Here is a 20,076-nt window from a genome sequence, read left to right as displayed (position 1 = left end):
ATTCCAGTAAACAACCTCAGCCAGACATTGTTGCACAGACACCTGCGTTTTGCATTCCAATACTGTATATCCATTCAGGTTAGGTTGTGTCATAATTAACCGTTTGTGATCGCCGGTAGCACCATGCAGCCAGGCAAAAAAGCGTTTAATCCGGGAAAGATGAATGGATAAGATCGAAGTTCGGGGCGCCCGCACCCATAATCTCAAAAACATCAACCTCGTCATCCCGCGCGACAAGCTGATTGTCGTCACCGGGCTTTCGGGCTCAGGCAAATCCTCGCTTGCTTTCGACACGTTATATGCCGAAGGGCAGCGTCGTTACGTTGAATCCCTTTCCGCGTACGCGCGTCAGTTTCTGTCGCTGATGGAAAAACCGGATGTCGACCACATTGAGGGGCTGTCTCCTGCCATCTCAATTGAACAAAAATCGACATCCCACAACCCGCGATCCACGGTAGGCACCATTACCGAAATTCACGACTATCTGCGTCTGCTGTTTGCCCGCGTTGGTGAACCGCGCTGCCCGGACCACGACGTCCCACTGGCAGCACAAACCGTTAGCCAGATGGTTGATAATGTCCTGTCGCAGCCGGAAGGCAAGCGTCTGATGCTGCTGGCACCAGTAATTAAAGAGCGTAAAGGTGAGCACACCAAAACGCTGGAAAATCTGGCAGGCCAGGGTTATATCCGTGCGCGAATTGACGGTGAGGTGTGCGACCTTTCCGATCCACCTAAGCTGGAGTTGCAGAAGAAACACACCATCGAAGTGGTGATTGATCGTTTCAAAGTGCGCGACGACCTCTCTCAGCGTCTGGCGGAATCTTTTGAGACCGCGCTGGAGCTTTCCGGCGGCACAGCGATAGTTGCCGATATGGACAACCCAAAAGCGGAAGAGTTGCTCTTCTCCGCCAACTTTGCCTGTCCGATTTGCGGCTACAGCATGCGCGAACTGGAACCGCGCCTGTTCTCGTTCAACAACCCGGCTGGTGCGTGTCCAACCTGTGACGGTCTCGGCGTACAGCAGTATTTCGATCCCGATCGGGTGATTCAGAACCCTGAACTGTCGCTGGCAGGCGGGGCTATTCGCGGATGGGACCGCCGTAACTTCTATTACTTTCAGATGCTCAAGTCGCTGGCGGAACACTACAAGTTTGATGTGGAAGCGCCATGGGCTAGCCTGAATCCTGCCGTTCACAAAGTGGTCTTATACGGTTCCGGCAAAGAAAACATTGAATTCAAATATATGAACGATCGCGGCGATACATCGGTACGCCGCCATCCGTTCGAAGGCGTATTGCACAATATGGAGCGTCGCTATAAAGAGACGGAATCCAGTGCGGTACGTGAAGAACTCGCAAAATTCATCAGCAACCGGCCTTGTGCCAGCTGTGAAGGAACACGTTTACGTCGTGAAGCACGCCATGTATTCGTTGAGAACACACCGCTACCCGCCATTTCCGACATGAGCATCGGCCATGCGATGGACTTCTTCAACAATCTCAAACTCGCGGGCCAGCGGGCGAAGATCGCAGAGAAAATCCTCAAAGAGATTGGCGACCGTCTCAAGTTCCTGGTTAACGTCGGTCTGAACTACCTGACGCTGTCCCGTTCAGCCGAAACGCTCTCCGGTGGCGAAGCCCAGCGCATCCGTCTGGCAAGCCAGATCGGCGCAGGCCTGGTGGGCGTAATGTACGTGCTGGATGAACCGTCCATCGGTCTGCACCAGCGCGATAACGAACGCCTGTTAGGTACGCTTATCCATCTGCGCAATCTGGGTAATACCGTGATAGTGGTGGAACACGATGAAGACGCTATTCGCGCCGCCGATCACGTTATTGATATCGGTCCTGGCGCCGGTGTCCACGGTGGACAGGTGGTCGCGGAAGGAACGCTGGACGACATCATGGCAGTACCTGAGTCACTGACCGGCCAGTACATGAGTGGCAAGCGCAAGATTGAAGTGCCGAAACAGCGCGTTGCGGCCGATCCAGAAAAAGTGCTGAAGTTAACCGGTGCACGCGGCAACAACCTGAAAGATGTCACCCTGACGCTGCCAGTTGGCCTGTTCACGTGTATTACCGGTGTTTCCGGTTCGGGTAAATCGACGCTGATTAACGACACGCTGTTCCCGATTGCCCAGACCCAGCTTAATGGCGCAACACTGGCGGAACCCGCGCCGTATCGCGATATTCAGGGACTGGAACATTTCGACAAAGTTATCGATATTGACCAAAGCCCGATTGGTCGTACGCCGCGTTCTAACCCGGCGACCTATACTGGCGTGTTTACGCCCGTGCGCGAACTGTTTGCTGGCGTACCGGAATCACGCGCGCGCGGCTATACGCCGGGTCGCTTTAGCTTTAACGTGCGCGGTGGACGCTGCGAAGCCTGCCAGGGCGACGGCGTAATCAAAGTCGAAATGCACTTCCTGCCGGATATCTACGTGCCGTGCGACCAGTGCAAAGGCAAGCGCTATAACCGTGAAACGCTGGAGATTAAGTACAAGGGCAAGACCATCCACGAAGTGCTGGATATGACTATCGAAGAAGCCCGCGAGTTCTTTGATGCCGTTCCAGCGCTGGCGCGTAAGCTGCAAACGTTGATGGACGTTGGTTTGACCTACATTCGTCTGGGTCAGTCCGCGACAACGCTCTCCGGTGGTGAGGCGCAGCGCGTGAAACTGGCACGCGAGCTGTCAAAACGCGGAACCGGCCAGACGTTGTATATTCTGGATGAGCCGACCACAGGTCTGCATTTTGCAGATATTCAGCAGTTACTGGACGTACTGCACCAGCTCAGAGATCAGGGCAACACCATCGTAGTCATTGAGCATAACCTGGACGTGATTAAAACCGCGGACTGGATTGTGGACCTCGGACCGGAAGGCGGGAGCGGCGGCGGCGAAATCCTCGTCTCCGGTACGCCAGAAACGGTTGCCGAGTGTGAAGCTTCGCACACGGCCCGATTCCTCAAACCCATGCTGTAATTGCGCGAATGCCGCTTCCTGAATCATCAGGGAGCGGCAAATTTACGCCAGCAGTTTGCGCTTATCTTCCGGCAGCGTGTTTACGGCCTGTTGCCAGGAGGCATCGACCAGATAGTAAATCTGAGAATCCGGTAACGAGCCATCCAGATATACCGTGCTCCAGTGCGCTTTATTCAGATGTCTGCTTGGCCTTACGTCACTATGCTGCTGACGTAATAACTCTGCCAGTTCAGGGCTGGTTTTCAGAGACACCGCCGGGCGACCTTCCACCTCTTTTACCATGGCAAAAAGCACATCTTCGACTTTAATTTGTGTGGCTTTCCAGTCACTGTGGACGCTCTGCTCCGCACCTGTTTTTGCCATGCAGTATTGCAGCAACTCCGAATTCGTCATTTTTATTCCCCTTACCAGCATATCGCCTGATGAGAACATCTTTTACTCAGTGTGCAGCAAGTCAGCGAAAGGTAAAAGCCAGTAACGCAAATTTGTTTAAAAAAACAGCAATCGAAAAAGCGACGCCTTAGTACTCGGAGTTCACGATCACCTCTTCACCAAACCCTCCAGCCTGTGGCAACGGTTTATAGGTGGAGTTAGAAGCACGTAAAATGCGAATACCGCGAATACCGACCTCACGGGCCGCAGTGATGTCATTGTCGGAATCGCCGTAATACATACGGATGTTTTTATCCTGCAACCACTGCGTTTTGGTGTTCTGTCCAGGTTTGTCACCCGCGAAGATAACCGGATTCATATTGGCGGGTGGAATATGGAAGTTGTCGGACAGCGTTTTAGAAACCGTTTCGGTTTTGGTCTGGCTACGCCCGGTCACAAAAAAGATGCTGTCGCCGCGACGCACGTGCATATCAATAAGCTGTCGCGCCACTTCTTTCGGGATACTGAACTCATCCCAGCCATTATTCATTTTCTCCCAGAAGGCCGGATTCTTCAGGTAATCCTCGCTGTCCGGGGAGTACGTTTTTTTGCCACGCCAGAATCCCGGGCTGGAAAAGAGAACCGTATCATCAATATCAAATCCGACAGCCATCGGCGGACGACCAGTCAGACTATTTTCAATTTGTGCGACAGAAACCCAATGAATAGGAGCCTGCTCAGCAAGTTTTGCAACGTTAGTGCCTGGATTAAGCTGAGAGGGAGAAGAAACTAAAGCCTGGGCGGAATGGTTTAACGTGAACAATAAACAAACGGCACTCAGTGCCAAAGAAATCTTGCGCATATTTTTCCCTAATTAGTCAGTTAGTTATGATTTTTTTATTAACAACTGGTCAAAAAGCTATCTGACCTTACCCCCTGAGGGGGGGGAAAGGAAGGGCTTTATCTGGTTTTGTTACAGAAAAAGAGAACGATCACATATGAATAGAGGCATGTCACGTAGGCCAGATAAGGTATTTACGCTACCATCTGGCACACAAAACCTGATGGTGTTGCCATTATCTGACCTACGTGTTTCGGGAAAAAAATATTACATTACCGCAGCAAACGCCTTCGCCACGCGCTGAACGTTACTGTGGTTCAGACCGGCCACACACATACGACCGCTGGCAATCAGGTAAACACCAAACTCATCACGCAGACGATCAACCTGGGCTGCGCTCAGTCCGGTATAGCTGAACATACCGCGCTGTTGCAGCAGATAATCAAAATCGCGACCAGGGATCTCAGTATTAAGAACGTTGACCAGTTCCTGACGCATCGCCTGGATACGGGTACGCATACCCTCTACTTCAGCCAGCCAACTGGCTCTGAGCTCATCATCCCCCAGTACGGCAGCAACAACCTGAGCACCAAAGTTCGGCGGACTGGAATAGTTACGACGAACGGTGGCTTTTAACTGTCCCAGTACGCGACTTGCCGTCTCAGCATCTTCACAGACAACGGAAAGCCCGCCGACACGCTCGCCATACAGTGAGAAAATTTTTGAGAACGAATTGCCGACCAGAGCAGGCAATCCGGCGCTGGCAATAGCACGGATCGCGTAGGCATCATCATCCATTCCGGCGCCAAAACCTTGATAGGCAATATCCAGAAACGGGATCAGGTCGCGTGCTTTCAGTATCTCGATGACCGTATCCCACTGAGCATGAGTCAGATCTGCACCGGTTGGGTTATGACAGCACGGATGCAGCAGCACAATGCTGCGCGCCGGTAAGGTATTGAGCGTGGCTAGCAGATCGTTGAAACGCACACCATTGGTTGTATTGTCATACCAAGGGTAAGTACTGACTTCGAACCCGGCGCCTTCAAAAATTGCGATATGGTTTTCCCACGTCGGATCGCTGACCCACACGCCAGAATCAGGAAAATAGCGTTTCAGGAAATCAGCGCCCACTTTTAGCGCGCCCGATCCCCCCATCGTCTGAATCGTCGCTACACGCTGTTGCTGGAGAATCGGGTGTTCTGCGCCAAACAGCAGTTTTCCGATAGTATGGCGATAGCTATTCAACCCTTCCATTGGCAGGTACAGGGAAGCACCATGTGGCTTAGCATTAAGCCGCGCTTCCGCTTCAACTACGGCTCTAAGCTCAGGAATAATCCCGTCTTCGTTGTAATACAGGCCGATACTGAGGTTCACTTTGTCGCTACGTGAATCTTCTTGGAAACGCTCCATGAGCGATAAAATCGGGTCGCCAGCGTAGGCGTCAACTTTTTGGAACACGCGATGGTTCTCCAGGTTTACAGGCAGGGGATAAAGACACAATAAACCGGAAGTGAGAGAAGATCGAGAGGATGTTGAGGGGAATATTGCCGGATGGCGGCGGAACCGCCTTATCCGGCTTATAACCAAATTTAGTCCACGTACTTCATCGCTACCCTTGACGTCAGGCGCGTGATAAGTTCGTAAGCACTTACTTTTGTCATTTCAGCAATACGCTCAACCGGCAGGCCATCACCCCACAGGATCACCGGGTCGCCAGCTTTATCCTGCGCATCAGGGCCTAAATCAACGCAAATCATATCCATCGCAACGCGCCCGACTATCGGCACTTCCCGGCCATTAACCAGTACTGGCGTACCAGAGGGAGCCGCACGCGGATAACCGTCTCCATACCCCATCGCCACGACGCCCAGACGCGTGTCGCGCTCACTGAGCCACGTTCCGCCGTAACCAACAGGTTCTCCTGCTTTATGTTCGCGTACCGCAATCAGGCTGGAGGTGAGTGACATCACCGGCTTGCAGCCGAAATCTGCACCTGTGGAGTGATTTTCCAGCGGTGATACGCCATACAGAATTAACCCCGGACGCGCCCAGTCGAAGTGAGACTGTGGCCACAACAGGATGCCGCCAGAAGCGGCGATAGAACGCTGGCCCGGCTTGCCTTCACAGAAGCTATTAAAGATATCGAGCTGTTTTTCGGTTGCACCACACTCGGGTTCATCTGCACGAGCAAAGTGGCTAACAATATTGACCGGCTGACGCACGTTTTCACACTGAGTTAAACGCTGATAAAAGGCCTCGGCCTGCTCAGGGCGTACGCCCAGACGGTGCATTCCGGTGTCGAGCTTCATCCATACGGTGACCGGTTCAGCCAGTTCTGCCGCTTCCAGGGCATCAAGTTGTTCCTGGTTGTGCACGGCGGTATGCAGACGCTGTGCGGAGATAGTCGGCAGATCGGCTGCATCGAAAAACCCCTCCAGCAGCAGGATGGGTTGCGTGATCCCTCCCGCGCGCAGCCGCAGGGCTTCTTCAAGACGAGCGACACCAAAAGCGTCCGCATCGGGGAGCGTTCGCGCGGTCTCTAACAGACCGTGTCCGTAAGCGTTCGCTTTCACGACCGCAACCAGTTTGCTGGCAGGCGCCAGTTCACGCAGACGTTGCAGGTTGTGTCGCAGAGCGCGGCGGTTAATGACTACAGTTGCCGCTTGCATTTGTGTTCCTTGAATTATGTGTCTGGAATTTGGTGTTATTGGTGCAGCGAGTTTGGGTGCGGCAAACGCTCAGCCACCAGAGCGTACTAAAGTACGTGGGGATGACGAGCACTCCCCAATCCTTAAATCGCAAACAAAATGGCCAAATTATTTACTCATCATCGTATTGTGGTCCGGCATAGTTATCAAAGCGTGACCACTGGCCGTTAAACGTCAGACGTACCGTGCCGATAGGACCGTTACGCTGCTTACCAATAATAATTTCTGCGATCCCTTTCAGATCGCTGTTCTCGTGATAAACCTCATCACGATAGATAAACATGATTAAGTCGGCGTCCTGCTCGATAGAGCCTGATTCACGCAAATCCGAGTTGACCGGGCGTTTGTCGGCGCGTTGTTCCAGAGAACGGTTAAGCTGCGACAATGCCACCACCGGCACATGCAGTTCTTTTGCTAACGCTTTCAGTGAGCGAGAAATTTCAGCAATTTCCAGCGTACGGTTGTCGGAAAGCGACGGCACGCGCATAAGCTGAAGGTAGTCGATCATGATAAGCCCGATACCGCCGTGCTCACGAGCGATACGGCGCGCGCGCGAACGCACTTCCGTCGGCGTCAGACCGGAGGAATCATCAATATAGATGTTTCGTTTCTCCAGCAAAATACCCATTGTTCCGGAAATTCGCGCCCAGTCTTCATCATCCAGTTGACCAGTACGAATTTTGGTCTGATCCACGCGCGAAAGCGAGGCCAGGGAACGCATCATAATCTGCTCAGAGGGCATCTCAAGAGAAAAGATGAGTACGGGCTTATCCTGTAACATCGCTGCGTTTTCGACGAGGTTCATCGCAAATGTCGTTTTACCCATCGATGGACGCGCCGCGACGATGATCAGATCTGACGGCTGCAAACCTGCAGTCTTTTTATTGAGATCGTCATAACCGGTATTCACCCCGGTGACGCCATCATGCGGTTGCTGGAACAACTGTTCTATACGCGCGACGGTCGCATCCAGCACATCGGCGATGTTTTTCGGACCTTCGTCTTTATTGGCGCGGCTTTCAGCGATTTTAAAGACGCGAGATTCCGCCAGATCGAGCAGGTCTTCACTGGAGCGCCCCTGCGGATCGAAACCCGCGTCGGCTATTTCATGGGCGACAGAAATCATATCGCGAACAACGGCACGTTCGCGGACAATATCGGCATACGCGCTAATGTTCGCCGCACTTGGCGTATTTTTAGATAACTCAGCCAGGTAAGCAAAACCGCCGACGCTGTCCAGTTGTCCCTGAACTTCCAGCGACTCTGCCAGTGTAATCAGATCGATGGGTTTTCCCATCTCCTGCAGGCGGTGCATTTCTGTGAAGATATGCCGATGTGGTCGGGTGTAAAAATCCTCCGCAACCACGCGCTCGGCCACATCGTCCCAGCGTTCGTTATCCAGCATTAAACCGCCCAACACCGACTGTTCCGCTTCAATCGAGTGCGGCGGCACTTTCAGTCCCGCAACCTGCGGATCGCGGTCACGAGCATCAGTCTGTTGTTTGTTGAAGGGTTTATTTCCTGCCATAGTGAATGGAGTTACCTGCGTTGAAAAAGACAAGAGAGTATAGCGAGAAACACCATCTCGCTACAGGCATTTAACGCCCGCGCGGCCCGGTTGATGCCCGGATCTGAAGCGTAGGTCGATACACATAATGGTTAAGAGGCGTATCCGGTTGTGTTATCCGCCGCAGAATTTGTTGAGCTGCTTGTTTACCCAGCGCCATGGGTTCAACCGCGATAGTCGACAGCGGCGGGTTACTGTATGCGCAAGCTGCAACGCCATCATAACCAATCAGGGAGATATCTTTCCCGGCAAATAACCCTCTTTCCCCCAGTGCAGATTCAGCCCCAAACGCCATTAGATCGTTATAGCAAATTACCGCTGTTGGCGGTGACGTGCTATCAAGCAATTGCTGCATTAGCAAGAACCCATTCGCGCGGGTCGGTTCACAGCGCAATGAAGCATCATCGATACACCAGGGTTGTAACCCATGATGAATCATTGCTTCGAGGTAGCCCTGATAGCGTGAGTGATTCAGTGGCCCGCCGATAAACGCGATCTGCTTGTGACCCTGGTGAATTAGATATTCCGTCGCTTCTCGTACCCCGGCATAGCTATCCACGCCGACATAGTCGACTGGCAAACACTGCCAGTCCAAAGGCCTCATCGCGATAAGTAGTGGCGTTGCGCTGTTGGCATAACGCTGGAGATCGACCTCTGAAGAGCTGTTCACCGGGCACAGGACGATTCCCGCGACGTGGTGTTCCAGTAACGCATCCAGCACCTGCTTTTGCCGGTCGCTACGCTGAGAAGTGTTCGCCATTACCGTAATGTACCCCTGCTCCGCCAGAGTCATTTCCAGTCCCATGGTAAACTCAGCGAAAAATGGGTTGGTAAGATCATCAATAACCACACCAATGGTTAACGATTTTTGTGAACGCAAATTTGCCGCGAAGCGATTATAGACATAGCCCAATGCTTCCATGGCCTGCTGGACTTTCTCCTGCGTCTCTTTTTTGATCAAAGGGCTGTCATTCAGTACCAACGATACTGTCGATTTTGACACGCCTGCCGCGCGAGCTACATCCGTTAAGGTAACGCGCTTTCTTCCTGTCTCCGCCCTTACCATGCCTGCTCCCAAATAGCCCTCAGATCAAAGGCGGTTACTTTACCATATTCTGTTCCAGCTCAAGGCAAACGATCAGAATCAGGATCGTAAAGAGATCGCCAGATCGATCACAATTTTGCACTTCTCATCTTGTTTTTTATTTATCTCAATCGTACAAATCATACACGATTTGGAACGTTCCAATAAACATAAAAGCATTAACTTTATGTTTTTATGCAATTAAATATTTTTTATTTAAATCGAAATAAGGAGAAAAGATATGTGTGCTGTACGTACAATCTCCGCCACAGAAGCCTCTGAACTGATTATCGATCACGCTATCGTAACGGTGTCCTCTTCCAGCGGCATGGGGTGTCCGGACGCCGTCCTGGCCGCCATCGGCGAAAGATTCAAAAACGAAGGACATCCGCAAGCCATCACCACACTGCATCCGATTGCGGCAGGAGATATGTATGGCGTGAAGGGGATAGATCATCTGGCGCAACCGGGTTTACTGACGAAAGTGATCGCCGGATCGTACCCCTCCGGTCCCTCATCCATGTCACCACCAGCAATCTGGCAAATGATCAATAACAATGAGATACCTGCCTGGAATCTCCCATCCGGGATCTTATTCGATATGCATCGCGAGGCCGCCGCGCATCGTCCTGGTGTGCTGACGCAAACGGGGATGGATACCTACGTTGACCCACAACTACAGGGCGGTGCGATGAATGAAAAAGCAGCGCAGATCCCCTTAGTCGAGCGGATCAGATTCGCCAATGACGAATGGCTTTTTTTCCCCAGTATAGTGCCACAGGTTGCCATTATCCGGGCAACGACTGCCGATGAACGCGGCAACCTCAGCTATGAACACGAAGGCGCCTACCTTGGGCCACTGGAACAAGCCATGGCGGTACGCAACAACGGCGGAATTGTGATTGCCCAGGTTAAGCGACAAGTAGCGGCAGGCAGCCTGAAACCAAAAGACGTTCGTATCCCTGGCGTCTTGGTGGACTACATCGTGGTTGCGCCGGAACAAACTCAAACTACTCAGACAGTTTACGAACCAGCGATTAGTGGGGAAATAGTCCGTCCTCTCGATAGCTTTAACCTGATGGAAAACGGTCCTGCACGTGTTATTGCTCTGCGCGTTGCTGAAGAGTTACGGGCAGGCGATGCGGTGAATATCGGTTTCGGCATCTCCGCCAATGTACCGCGTATTTTGCTTGAACAAGGCCGTCATGGTGATGTCACCTGGCTACTGGAACAAGGCGCAATCGGCGGGGTGCCATTGCTGGAATTCCAGTTCGGCTGCGCGTCTAACGCCGAAGCTTTTTTACCGTCCCCACAGCAGTTCACTTACTTTCAGGGCGGTGGCTTTGATCTGACGCTGATGTCCTTCCTGCAAATTGGTGCGGACGGCTCCGTTAACGTTTCATATCTGCCCGCAAGACCGCACGTCACCGCAGGGTGCGGCGGGTTTATTGATATAACCTCTCATGCAAAACGCATTATTTTCTCAGGTTTTTTCAACGCAGGCGCGCAATTGAGTCTGGAAGGCGGGCGACTTCATATCGCCAAAGAAGGGAAAGCCAAAAAGCTGGTGCAGGAGGTCTCACACGTCACGTTCTCTGGCAAACGCGCGTTGGCTCGCGGGCAGCAGGTGCAATATGTCACCGAACGCTGCGTTATGGAATTAACAGCAGATGGCCTGATTGTCACAGAAATCGCCCCTGGACTGGATCCTGAGCGCGATATCCTGGCACAAAGCGAGGCACCTTTGCGGTTATCCGCCAATCTGAAAATCATGAACGCGAACTATTTCATACAAGGATGTCCTCATGAATAACGGCACTATTGATCTTCATCGCGACGGCTATGTTGCAACATTAATAATTAATCGACCGACAAAACTCAACGCATTAACACCCGAAATGCTGGAACAGCTCTTAGCGCATTGCTGCACAATCGAAATGGATACGGAAATCAGAGTGGTTTTGTTAACCAGCGCCTGTGAAAAAGCCTTTTGCGTAGGTGCTGATATTCATCGCTGGACAGCGCTTTCACCCCTGGATATGTGGCGAAGCTGGATCCGCCGGGGACATAAGGCCTTTGATGCACTGGCGCAACTGCCACAGCCAGTTATTGCATTAATACATGGGCTGGCATACGGCGGCGGTCTGGAACTGGCTGCCGCCGCCGATATCCGCTTATGCAGCGAAGAGGCACAAATGGCACTGCCAGAAACCGGGCTGGCGACGGTTCCTGGCTGGTCTGGAACCCAGCGTTTGACGTCTCTGCTGGGACGCTCATTGGTGAAAGAGATGGTGTTCATCGGTGAGCCGCTGGATGCTCAGCGAGCACTAGATTGTGGCCTTGTGAGTCGCGTTACACCGGCTGCTGACCTCGTTGCTGCCGGTCAAGATCTGGCCCAGAAGATTTCACAGCGCGCGCCAATCGCGGTACAGATCGCCAAGCAAGTTATTGATGCGGGTGAAGGAATCTCGACTGGACGAACACTTGAAGCTCTGGCGGGTGCCTGTTCGGCAGCTACAGAAGATGCACTTGAGGGTAGCCAGGCATTCAGGGATAAACGGCAGCCTCACTTTACAGCCAGATAACACCCGTTCTGGCTAATCCACAAGGATTGCAATTAAAAACAGTAAGTTCCCCATTAATTTCGGGCGGGATTCTTGTATCCGCCGGAAAGGAGACATCACCATGCAGTCAAAAAATACAGAGATGGCATCATCAGAAAACCTGACAGAGCAAGGACATGTAACACCGCAGGATCTCCGCCGCGCGGCATGGACCTGCTCACTGGGCAGCGCCCTGGAATATTACGATTTTGCCCTGTACAGTCTGGCCTCGGCGATTATTTTTGGCCCGCTATTTTTCCCTAATCAGGAACCCGGCATCGCCCTTATTGCCAGTTTTGGTACCTACTTTTTAGGCTTCGCCGTCAGACCAGTCGGCGGTATTCTTTTCGGCTCGTTAGGTGACAGGCTAGGAAGAAAATTTGTCCTGCTGGCAACGGTACTATTAATGGGCACAGCCAGTACACTTATCGGCTTACTCCCCACCTATGAAACTGCAGGTATCTGGGCTCCCGTGATGCTGGTCGCACTGCGCCTGCTGCAGGGGCTGGGTGCTGGCGCGGAGCAAGCGGGTGCTGCCGTACTGATGACGGAATACGCCCCTCGAGGCAAACGCGGTTATTACGCTGCATTACCGTTCCTGGGCATTCAGATCGGTACATTTATGGCATCAGCCGTCTATTTTATCCTGCTGCATAATGTGACCAATATTGCTGAAAGCTGGTTGTGGCGTCTGCCGTTCCTCGCCAGTGTTCTGATCATTGCCGTCGCGATTTATATCCGTTTGCACCTGAAAGAGTCACCTTCATTTTCGAAGTTGGAAGCTCGTAAGCAGGTCACCGATTCACCATTACGCAATTTGCTGAAAACCTCACGCCGCAATGTGTTTGTCGGTATTGGCCTGCGCCTCGCGGAAAACGGTGGCTCCTCGATTTACCAGGCACTTGCCATCAGTTATATCGTGGGTGTTGTCGGGCTGGATAAATCGGTCGGCACTCTGTGCCTGATGTCCGCCGTGGTGGTTGGGGCCATTATGGTGCCAATTGCAGGATGGCTTACTGACCGCTTCGGTCGGGTGATTGTTTACCGCAGTCTGGCAATTTTCCAATTACTCATCACCTTCCCTGTATGGTGGTCATTCAGCCACGGTAATGTGCCAGTTACCATCGTGTCTCTCTCACTGGCTCTTGGCGTGGGTGCATGGGGAATGTTCGGCGCACAAGGTGCATTCTTGCCAGAGTTATTTGGTGCCCGTCACCGCTATATTGGTGTCGCCCTGGCTCGAGAAGTTTCTGCCGTTATCGCGGGTGGGATTGCTCCTCTGATCGGCTCAGCCATTATTACCTGGGTTATCCACACTAATGATCCGAGCGGAATCTCAGCCTGGATGCCGATTGCTATCTACCTCAGTCTGCTCACCGTGGGAACTATCATCGCCACGTTTTTCGCGCCGGAGACACGCGATCGCGACCTGGATGATTTAGCGGATGCAAAAGTGAATGCAACCGCACCACACCAAGGGACCACGGAGTCATATCATGACGCATAACGTTTCCAGCGCCATTGTTGATAACCTGACTGATGTAAAAATGCCTCATTACTCTCCGCTGGCGCAAGCCAGCGGAAGTATCGATATTAATGACGATGCTTTTCCAGAGTATTGTTGCAATACGTTAGTGCTGGGTAGTGGTGCTGCGGGTTGGCGCGCCGCTGTTGAACTGAAGCGCCGCGATGTTGATGTGATCGTGGCCTCCAGCAAAGCGTTTTGGGGAACATCTGCCTGCTCGGGTTCCGATAAGCAAACCTTGCATACCGCAAACACACGCGGTAATGGCGATCGCTTCCTGGCTCTGAGCGATGCGCTCTCGGCAGGCGGGTCAATGGATGAAGATACAGCCTATATTGAGGCTGTCGGATCAGTGAATACGTGCGAGGTGCTGAAATACCTTGGGCTGGATCTGCCAGAAGACACATTCGGTGCGACATTGCGTTATCAGACGGACCACGATGAATTCGGTCGGGCCACCAGTTGTGGCCCACGGACGTCTCGCCTGATGGTTAAAGTACTGGCTCAGGAAGCGATGCACCTGAATATTCCTCTGCTCAATCATACTACGGCAATAAAAATCCTTACCGATGGCGAAGGTGAGATGCGACATGTGACGGGCGTGGTCGCTATCGACAAATCATGCAGGGAAAATCCCTGGCGTATGGTTATTATCCGTTGTCAGCATCTGGTATTCGCCACAGGTGGCCCCGGTGAGCTTTATCGGGAAAGCGTTTATCCGGTGAGCTGCTTTAGCGGACTGGGTATGGCGTTGGAAGCAGGGATTACGCTGGTTAACCTTACTGAGAGCCAGTTCGGTATCGGTACGCCGCGCACGCGGTTTCCCTGGAACCTTTCAGGGACCTACATGCAGGCGATGCCCCGTATCTTCTCTCAGGACAGCGAAGGTCAGCGATACAATTTTCTGGCAGATTATTACCCTACTACCCGTATGCTCGCTTCGGCCATTTTCCGCAAAGGATATCAGTGGCCGTTTCATGCTGAGCGTATGCTTGATTATGGTTCCAGTTTGCTGGACGTTGCCGTTTTCGAAGAGACGCAAAAAGGGAACGCCGTTTTTCTCGATTTTCTGTCTGAACCCGAACCGGCAGCGGACGGCATCCCATTCAACCTCAACAATCTGGATGAAGATGTCGTTACCTACCTGAAAAATAACGATGCTCTGCTGGTGATGCCGCTTGCCAGATTGCAGCGTATGAATCCACTCGCTATCCGACTCTATCAACTACATGGGCAAGATATCAGCAAATCACCGCTACAATTTACTCTGAACAACCAACATCTTAACGGTGGAATTGATGTCGATATCTGGGGAAAAACATCTCTTGCCGGTTGCTATGCTGCCGGAGAAAACGCCGGTACACACGGTGTAACGCGTCCCGGTGGAGCTGCACTCAATGCCGGGCAGGTTTTTGCTCGCCGCTGCGCGCAACACATCGCACATCAGCCACAACAAGCCCAACATGCAGGCGTCGATCGACAGCAAATATTGTCTGCAATACATGAGGCGCAAAAATGTCTGACATCAACCCCACAAGGCTTACTACGTGAGAATGTGCGGGAAATCATCCAGACCACGATGAGCACCCACGCCGCCATTTTATGCCACGCGGAAGGGATCGAAGATGCCGTGCAGACAATTAAAAAACTGTGTGACGATATTAAGCAGTTCGGCATTCAGTCTGATGCAAACAGCCTTACTCGCTCACTCCAGTGGCAACAGAGCGCTCGTCTCGCGCTGGCCGTACTGCTTTCACTTCAGTTTTATATCCACAACGGTGGCGGAAGTCGGGGAGCCAGAGCGATTTATGACGGAAAATCAGGCATCTCACCACAAAGCGCTCGTGGACCACTTCAGACCTGGAGCTTTCGACCTGAAACTCAAACTGACCGTCAAAGAATGATCTGTATTCGCCGGGTTTCCGACAATTATCAAATCTATTCGAGGATCTGCCGTGAAAGGGGATCATTATCATCAGGCGATTTTGAACGTCAGTGGCTCAATTGGTTAACAGCCAGTGTTTTTTACACGACTGAGTAATCATTTACTGATAACTGCTTCACTGGCAAAAAAATGACCACAGAGGATGTCGACTACTGTTAGGCTTAGGAAAGATCTGTCGCTCAGCAAAGGAGTTTACATGGCAACACGTATTGAATTTCATAAGCACGGCGGGCCTGATGTTCTGAAGGCTGTGGAGTTTGCGCCCGTTGACCCGGCGGAACATGAAATCCAGGTCGAAAACAAAGCGATTGGCATCAATTATATTGATACTTACATCCGTAGCGGGCTTTATCCGCCGCCATCATTACCCAGTGGCCTGGGCACCGAGGCTGCTGGCGTAGTCAGCAAAGTCGGCAGCGGTGTGAAGCACATTAAAACCGGCGATCGGGTCGTCTATGCTCAGTCCGTACTCGGCGCTTACAGTTCAGTGCATAACGTTCCAGCCGATAAAGTCGCCATTCTGCCCAATGCCATTTCGTTTGAGCAGGCTGCCGCCTCCTTCCTGAAAGGGCTTACCGTTTTTTATCTGTTACGCAAAACCTATGAAATCCAGCCTGGCGAACCGTTTTTGTTCCATGCTGCGGCAGGGGGGGTCGGTCTGATTGCCTGTCAGTGGGCAAAAGCATTGGGTGCAAAACTGATTGGTACCGTCGGCAACGCGCAAAAAGCGCAAATTGCCTTGCAGGCCGGTGCATGGCAGGTGATTAACTACCGTGAAGAAAGCATTGTCGAGCGCGTTAAAGAGATAACTGGCGGTAAAAAAGTTCGGGTGGTTTACGATTCGGTAGGGAAAGATACCTGGGAAGCTTCGCTGGATTGTCTGCAGCGCCGGGGACTGATGGTAAGTTTCGGTAACGCTTCCGGACCAGTGACTGGCGTAAACTTAGGTATTCTGAATCAGAAAGGCTCGTTATATGTGACGCGCCCTTCTCTTCAGGGTTACATCACCAACCACAATGAGTTAGCCGAAGCCAGCAATGAGCTTTTTTCGCTGATTGCCAGCGGGGTTATCAAGGTTGATGTGGCAGAGAGTCAGAAGTATGCCCTGAAAGATGCGCAACGCGCGCATGAAGTCCTGGAAAGCCGGGCGACGCAGGGTTCAAGTCTTCTGATCCCTTAATTTCTACCGTTCCTAATTCATTTCAGTAGCAGGAAAAAAAACGATACGTTACTGAAGCTTGTGTCCGGGGTCAGTGAAAACAGCCAGCACACCAGCGGTTTGAATGATGGCGGGAATACAAAGAAATTGGGCTTCCCGCAGGAAGCCCTTTCTTTTTTTAGTTCGGCTGTATGTAGGGTACAGCTCGATGAATTCGTTAACGGCGTAATAGTGACAGATTTGATTATCAATTCCTATTTGGTTCTAAAGGCAAAGTTGCATGTTGTGACGAACCACTCAATACCTTAGTAAAACCGACGGTTATTGCGCTGATACTGTGGGACTTTTGGCGCTTTTATCGCCTTGATAACCCATACCACAGCAATGGCCAGTAACAACCAGGGCAACAATTTAATCATTAACGCAAACAAGCCACCCAAAAACATCACTGCGGTAGCCACCATCAATGCAGCCAGCACACCCAGCAGTGATACACCGGTGACCATCAGCATGATAAAAAAGCCAACGACAAAAAGTAGTTCCAGCATGGTGCTCTCCCGAAATGAAAACTCTCCAGAGTCTTACAAAAAGCATGCCAAAATTATTTTATTGATTTATAAAGAAAACGCCCCGCGACATATCGCAGGGCATGGTGAAATTGACTAACTTTTGGCGAGAAATTAACGCTTGTCGGCCACCAGCTTTAACGCATGTTCCAGGACGTTAATATCAGCACCTGCTTTATGCGCATTTTCGCTCAGGTAACGGCGCCACTGACGTGCCCCAGGGATCCCCTGAAACAAGCCGAGCATATGGCGGGTAACATGACCAAGATAGGTTCCCTTGCTCAGTTCACGCTCAATATACGGATACATTGCGCGCACTACGGCAACAGGATCGGCATCGGTGGTAGTTGCAGCAAAAATTTCGCGGTCCACAGAGGCCAGCATACCAGGATTTTGATAGGCTTCACGCCCTACCATCACACCATCCATATGTTGAAGATGCGTTTTTGCATCGAGCAGCGATTTAATACCACCGTTGATCGACATGGTCAGGTGTGGAAAGTCACGCTTCAACTGATAGACACGTTCATAATCCAACGGTGGGATCTCACGGTTTTCTTTCGGGCTTAGCCCGGAAAGCCAGGCCTTACGCGCGTGGATGATAAACATCTCACACTCGCCTTTACCGGAGACCGTATTGATGAAATCACACAGGAATTCGTAGCTATCCTGGTCATCAATGCCGATACGAGTTTTGACCGTTACCGGAATTGACACCACATCACGCATCGCTTTGACGCAATCGGCAACCAGCTGTGCGTTCCCCATCAAACAGGCACCGAACATGCCATTCTGGACACGATCGGAAGGGCAACCCACATTGAGGTTAATTTCGTTGTAGCCACGTTCTTCAGCCAGCTTCGCGCATTGCGCCAGCGCTGCCGGGTCGCTCCCCCCTAACTGGAGCGCGACCGGATGCTCCTCTTCGCTATACGCCAGATAGTCGCCTTTCCCATGAATAATTGCCCCGGTGGTCACCATCTCCGTATAGAGCAACGTTTGGCTGGACAGTAAGCGCAAAAAGTAGCGGCAGTGTCTGTCCGTCCAGTCGAGCATCGGCGCGATAGAAAAACGATGAGCAGGAAAAGCAGTAGGCTGAGATTCAGGCAGCATGGTGAATAATTAAGCATCCGGTTAAAAAGGGGCGCTACTATAGCATAGACCGTTACGATAGTGAGCCACATCGTCGCGGGAACTCACGCCCCTGCCGAGACAAGGCTATTTCCGTCCCGGTTTCCCGTCATGCGGGCCAAAAAATTGCGGGGGATGATCAACCCAGCGATCCTCGCGCGTTGCAGCATAGACCGGATTGAGGGGGTAATAGATACGATTAAACTTTTTGTTTGCTTCACCCACCACTAACAGACGCACCTCTTCACTGGTGTTATTGATAAAGGTGTGACACACGCCGGTTCCTGCTGGAAAGCCCACGCTGTCGCCGGGCTCCAGTTTCCATAAATAGCCATTAATCCAGGCCTCAGGGTAACCTTCCAGCACATAGATAAATTCTTCTTCATCACTTTCTGCATGAGGATATGAAGTACGACGTCCTGGTGGCAGTCGTTCATGATGAATACCGAGCCGCCCTAATCCCAGCTTGCGGGCAAGCGGTGCGCCAATAGAAAAAAATTCATTGCTGCCAGGATAAGTGGAGTCATCAGCTCCCTCTACTTCACGCCAGTGGCGAATACAATCAGGTCTTTTCATTTTTATTTTCCAGTATTGCGATGCGTCAGGTATAGCACACGGTGGGGATCTCGGTGTTTTGAGCAGAATATGATAAAGTAAGGGATTAACCTTCCATGCAAATCGAGGCGTCAAATGGAAAAAACCACCACGCAGGAGTTATTGGCCCAGGCTGAAAAACTCTGTGCGCAACGTAACGTGCGGCTGACACCACAACGCCTCGAAGTGCTGCGCCTGATGAGCCTGCAACAAGGCGCGATTAGCGCTTATGATCTGCTTGATCTGTTACGGGAAACCGAACCACAGGCCAAACCGCCTACCGTTTATCGCGCTCTCGATTTTCTGCTTGAACAAGGTTTCGTGCACAAGGTGGAATCCACCAACAGCTACGTGCTTTGTCATCTGTTCGATCAGCCGACCCACAGCTCAGCAATGTTCATTTGTGACCGCTGTGGTGTGGTTAAAGAAGAGTGTGCTGAAGGCGTGGAAGACATCATGCATACATTGGCCGCCAGGATGGGCTTTGCACTACGTCATAACGTGATTGAAGCCCACGGCCTCTGTCCGGCATGTGTGGAAGTTGAATCGTGCCGCCATCCAGGCGACTGTCAGCATGATCATACGATTCAGGTGAAGAAGAAAGTTGGGCGATAAAAGAGCGTACATCCTTGTACTCTCAGGAGGGAGGGATTAATTACCAGCGGTAATCGTTGCGTTTTTCCCAATCTTTAACTTCTTTCTCCGCCTGATCTTTCGCGTAACCGTAACGTTCCTGGACTTTACCCACCAGTTGGTCGCGTTTACCTTCAATGACCGTCATATCATCATCGGTCAGTTTGCCCCATTGCTCTTTCACTTTACCTTTGAACTGCTTCCAGTTACCGCCGACTTCGTCTTTATTCATCATCAAGTCCTCATCGTTAGGTTGTGAATAGCGAGAGTGCTATATCCAGACATGTTATGTTTTCGCTGGACGTGAGATTAAGTGTAGTCAGTGATTCCAGGAATTATTAACTATTCAGAATTTTTAA

At 51.7% G+C, this 20,076-nt stretch carries 17 protein-coding genes; 7 read left to right on the top strand and 10 right to left on the bottom strand.

The annotated features are described in order from the left end of the window. The first annotated feature begins 163 nt into the window (after positions 1–163). Positions 164–2,986: an excinuclease ABC subunit UvrA gene (uvrA, locus tag LG384_RS01590; RefSeq protein WP_045438569.1), complete on the top strand. Its 2,823-nt coding sequence runs from the start codon at positions 164–166 to the stop codon at positions 2,984–2,986. A 42-nt stretch (positions 2,987–3,028) separates the two neighbouring features. On the opposite strand, the gene LG384_RS01585 is transcribed toward uvrA, so the two are convergent. The 6 genes from LG384_RS01585 to LG384_RS01560 form a co-directional block, all read right to left on the bottom strand. Then, the gene (locus LG384_RS01585; protein WP_045438566.1) at positions 3,029–3,379 is read right to left on the bottom strand and encodes an MmcQ/YjbR family DNA-binding protein; all 351 of its coding nucleotides are present in this window, start codon (positions 3,377–3,379) and stop codon (positions 3,029–3,031) included. A 127-nt stretch (positions 3,380–3,506) separates the two neighbouring features. Further along, on the bottom strand, positions 3,507–4,220 hold the full coding sequence (gene aphA, locus LG384_RS01580) for an acid phosphatase AphA (protein WP_048222439.1): 714 nt from the start codon (positions 4,218–4,220) through the stop codon (positions 3,507–3,509). A 246-nt stretch (positions 4,221–4,466) separates the two neighbouring features. Continuing rightward, positions 4,467–5,660, bottom strand: a complete 1,194-nt coding sequence (gene tyrB, locus LG384_RS01575) for an aromatic amino acid transaminase (protein WP_225760365.1) — start codon at positions 5,658–5,660, stop codon at positions 4,467–4,469. 131 nt (positions 5,661–5,791) lie between these two features. Beyond that, complete coding sequence (alr, locus tag LG384_RS01570; protein WP_048222443.1) at positions 5,792–6,871, bottom strand: alanine racemase; 1,080 nt, start codon at positions 6,869–6,871, stop codon at positions 5,792–5,794. A gap of 151 nt (positions 6,872–7,022) precedes the next feature. After that, complete coding sequence (gene dnaB, locus LG384_RS01565; protein WP_045438554.1) at positions 7,023–8,438, bottom strand: replicative DNA helicase; 1,416 nt, start codon at positions 8,436–8,438, stop codon at positions 7,023–7,025. Positions 8,439–8,508: 70 nt separating this feature from the next. Then, positions 8,509–9,543, bottom strand: a complete 1,035-nt coding sequence (locus LG384_RS01560) for a LacI family DNA-binding transcriptional regulator (RefSeq protein WP_045438552.1) — start codon at positions 9,541–9,543, stop codon at positions 8,509–8,511. A gap of 259 nt (positions 9,544–9,802) precedes the next feature. Between LG384_RS01560 and LG384_RS01555 the strand changes: the two genes are divergently transcribed. The 5 genes from LG384_RS01555 to LG384_RS01535 all read left to right on the top strand — a co-directional run bounded on the left by LG384_RS01555 (position 9,803) and on the right by LG384_RS01535 (position 16,814). After that, complete coding sequence (locus tag LG384_RS01555) at positions 9,803–11,374, top strand: acyl CoA:acetate/3-ketoacid CoA transferase (protein WP_225760364.1); 1,572 nt, start codon at positions 9,803–9,805, stop codon at positions 11,372–11,374. After that, positions 11,367–12,146 (top strand): enoyl-CoA hydratase/isomerase family protein, encoded by a 780-nt coding sequence (locus LG384_RS01550; protein ID WP_225760363.1) that lies wholly within the window; start codon positions 11,367–11,369, stop codon positions 12,144–12,146. The genes LG384_RS01555 and LG384_RS01550 overlap by 8 nt, the downstream gene beginning before the upstream one ends. 100 nt (positions 12,147–12,246) lie before the next feature. Then, a complete protein-coding gene (locus tag LG384_RS01545) occupies positions 12,247–13,671 on the top strand; it encodes an MFS transporter (protein WP_223306969.1) in 1,425 nt (474 codons plus the stop codon). Then, positions 13,661–15,730 (top strand): FAD-binding protein, encoded by a 2,070-nt coding sequence (locus LG384_RS01540; RefSeq protein WP_225760362.1) that lies wholly within the window; start codon positions 13,661–13,663, stop codon positions 15,728–15,730. Before LG384_RS01545 ends, LG384_RS01540 begins: the two co-directional genes overlap by 11 nt. 100 nt (positions 15,731–15,830) lie before the next feature. Continuing rightward, positions 15,831–16,814 carry a quinone oxidoreductase gene (locus tag LG384_RS01535; protein ID WP_045438543.1) on the top strand — a complete coding sequence of 328 codons (984 nt, stop codon included), beginning with the start codon at positions 15,831–15,833 and terminating at the stop codon, positions 16,812–16,814. A 284-nt stretch (positions 16,815–17,098) separates the two neighbouring features. Here LG384_RS01535 and pspG read toward each other — a convergent pair whose 3' ends face one another. The 3 genes from pspG to LG384_RS01520 form a co-directional block, all read right to left on the bottom strand. Further along, on the bottom strand, positions 17,099–17,341 hold the full coding sequence (gene pspG, locus LG384_RS01530; RefSeq protein ID WP_045438538.1) for an envelope stress response protein PspG: 243 nt from the start codon (positions 17,339–17,341) through the stop codon (positions 17,099–17,101). A 132-nt stretch (positions 17,342–17,473) separates the two neighbouring features. Further along, positions 17,474–18,472, bottom strand: a complete 999-nt coding sequence (dusA, locus tag LG384_RS01525; protein ID WP_045438536.1) for a tRNA dihydrouridine(20/20a) synthase DusA — start codon at positions 18,470–18,472, stop codon at positions 17,474–17,476. Positions 18,473–18,577: 105 nt separating this feature from the next. Continuing rightward, complete coding sequence (locus tag LG384_RS01520) at positions 18,578–19,066, bottom strand: cupin domain-containing protein (RefSeq protein ID WP_045438534.1); 489 nt, start codon at positions 19,064–19,066, stop codon at positions 18,578–18,580. A 114-nt stretch (positions 19,067–19,180) separates the two neighbouring features. Between LG384_RS01520 and zur the strand changes: the two genes are divergently transcribed. Continuing rightward, positions 19,181–19,699, top strand: coding sequence for a zinc uptake transcriptional repressor Zur (gene zur, locus LG384_RS01515; RefSeq protein ID WP_045438532.1), 519 nt, complete (start codon positions 19,181–19,183; stop codon positions 19,697–19,699). A 40-nt stretch (positions 19,700–19,739) separates the two neighbouring features. On the opposite strand, the gene LG384_RS01510 is transcribed toward zur, so the two are convergent. Next, a complete protein-coding gene (locus LG384_RS01510) occupies positions 19,740–19,949 on the bottom strand; it encodes a CsbD family protein (protein WP_045438529.1) in 210 nt (69 codons plus the stop codon). Positions 19,950–20,076 lie beyond the last annotated feature (127 nt).

This window comes from Citrobacter sp. Marseille-Q3906, from assembly GCF_916618775.1.
In the GTDB taxonomy this organism is placed as follows: domain Bacteria; phylum Pseudomonadota; class Gammaproteobacteria; order Enterobacterales; family Enterobacteriaceae; genus Citrobacter; species Citrobacter murliniae.
This window is presented reverse-complemented; position numbering and strand designations above follow the sequence as displayed.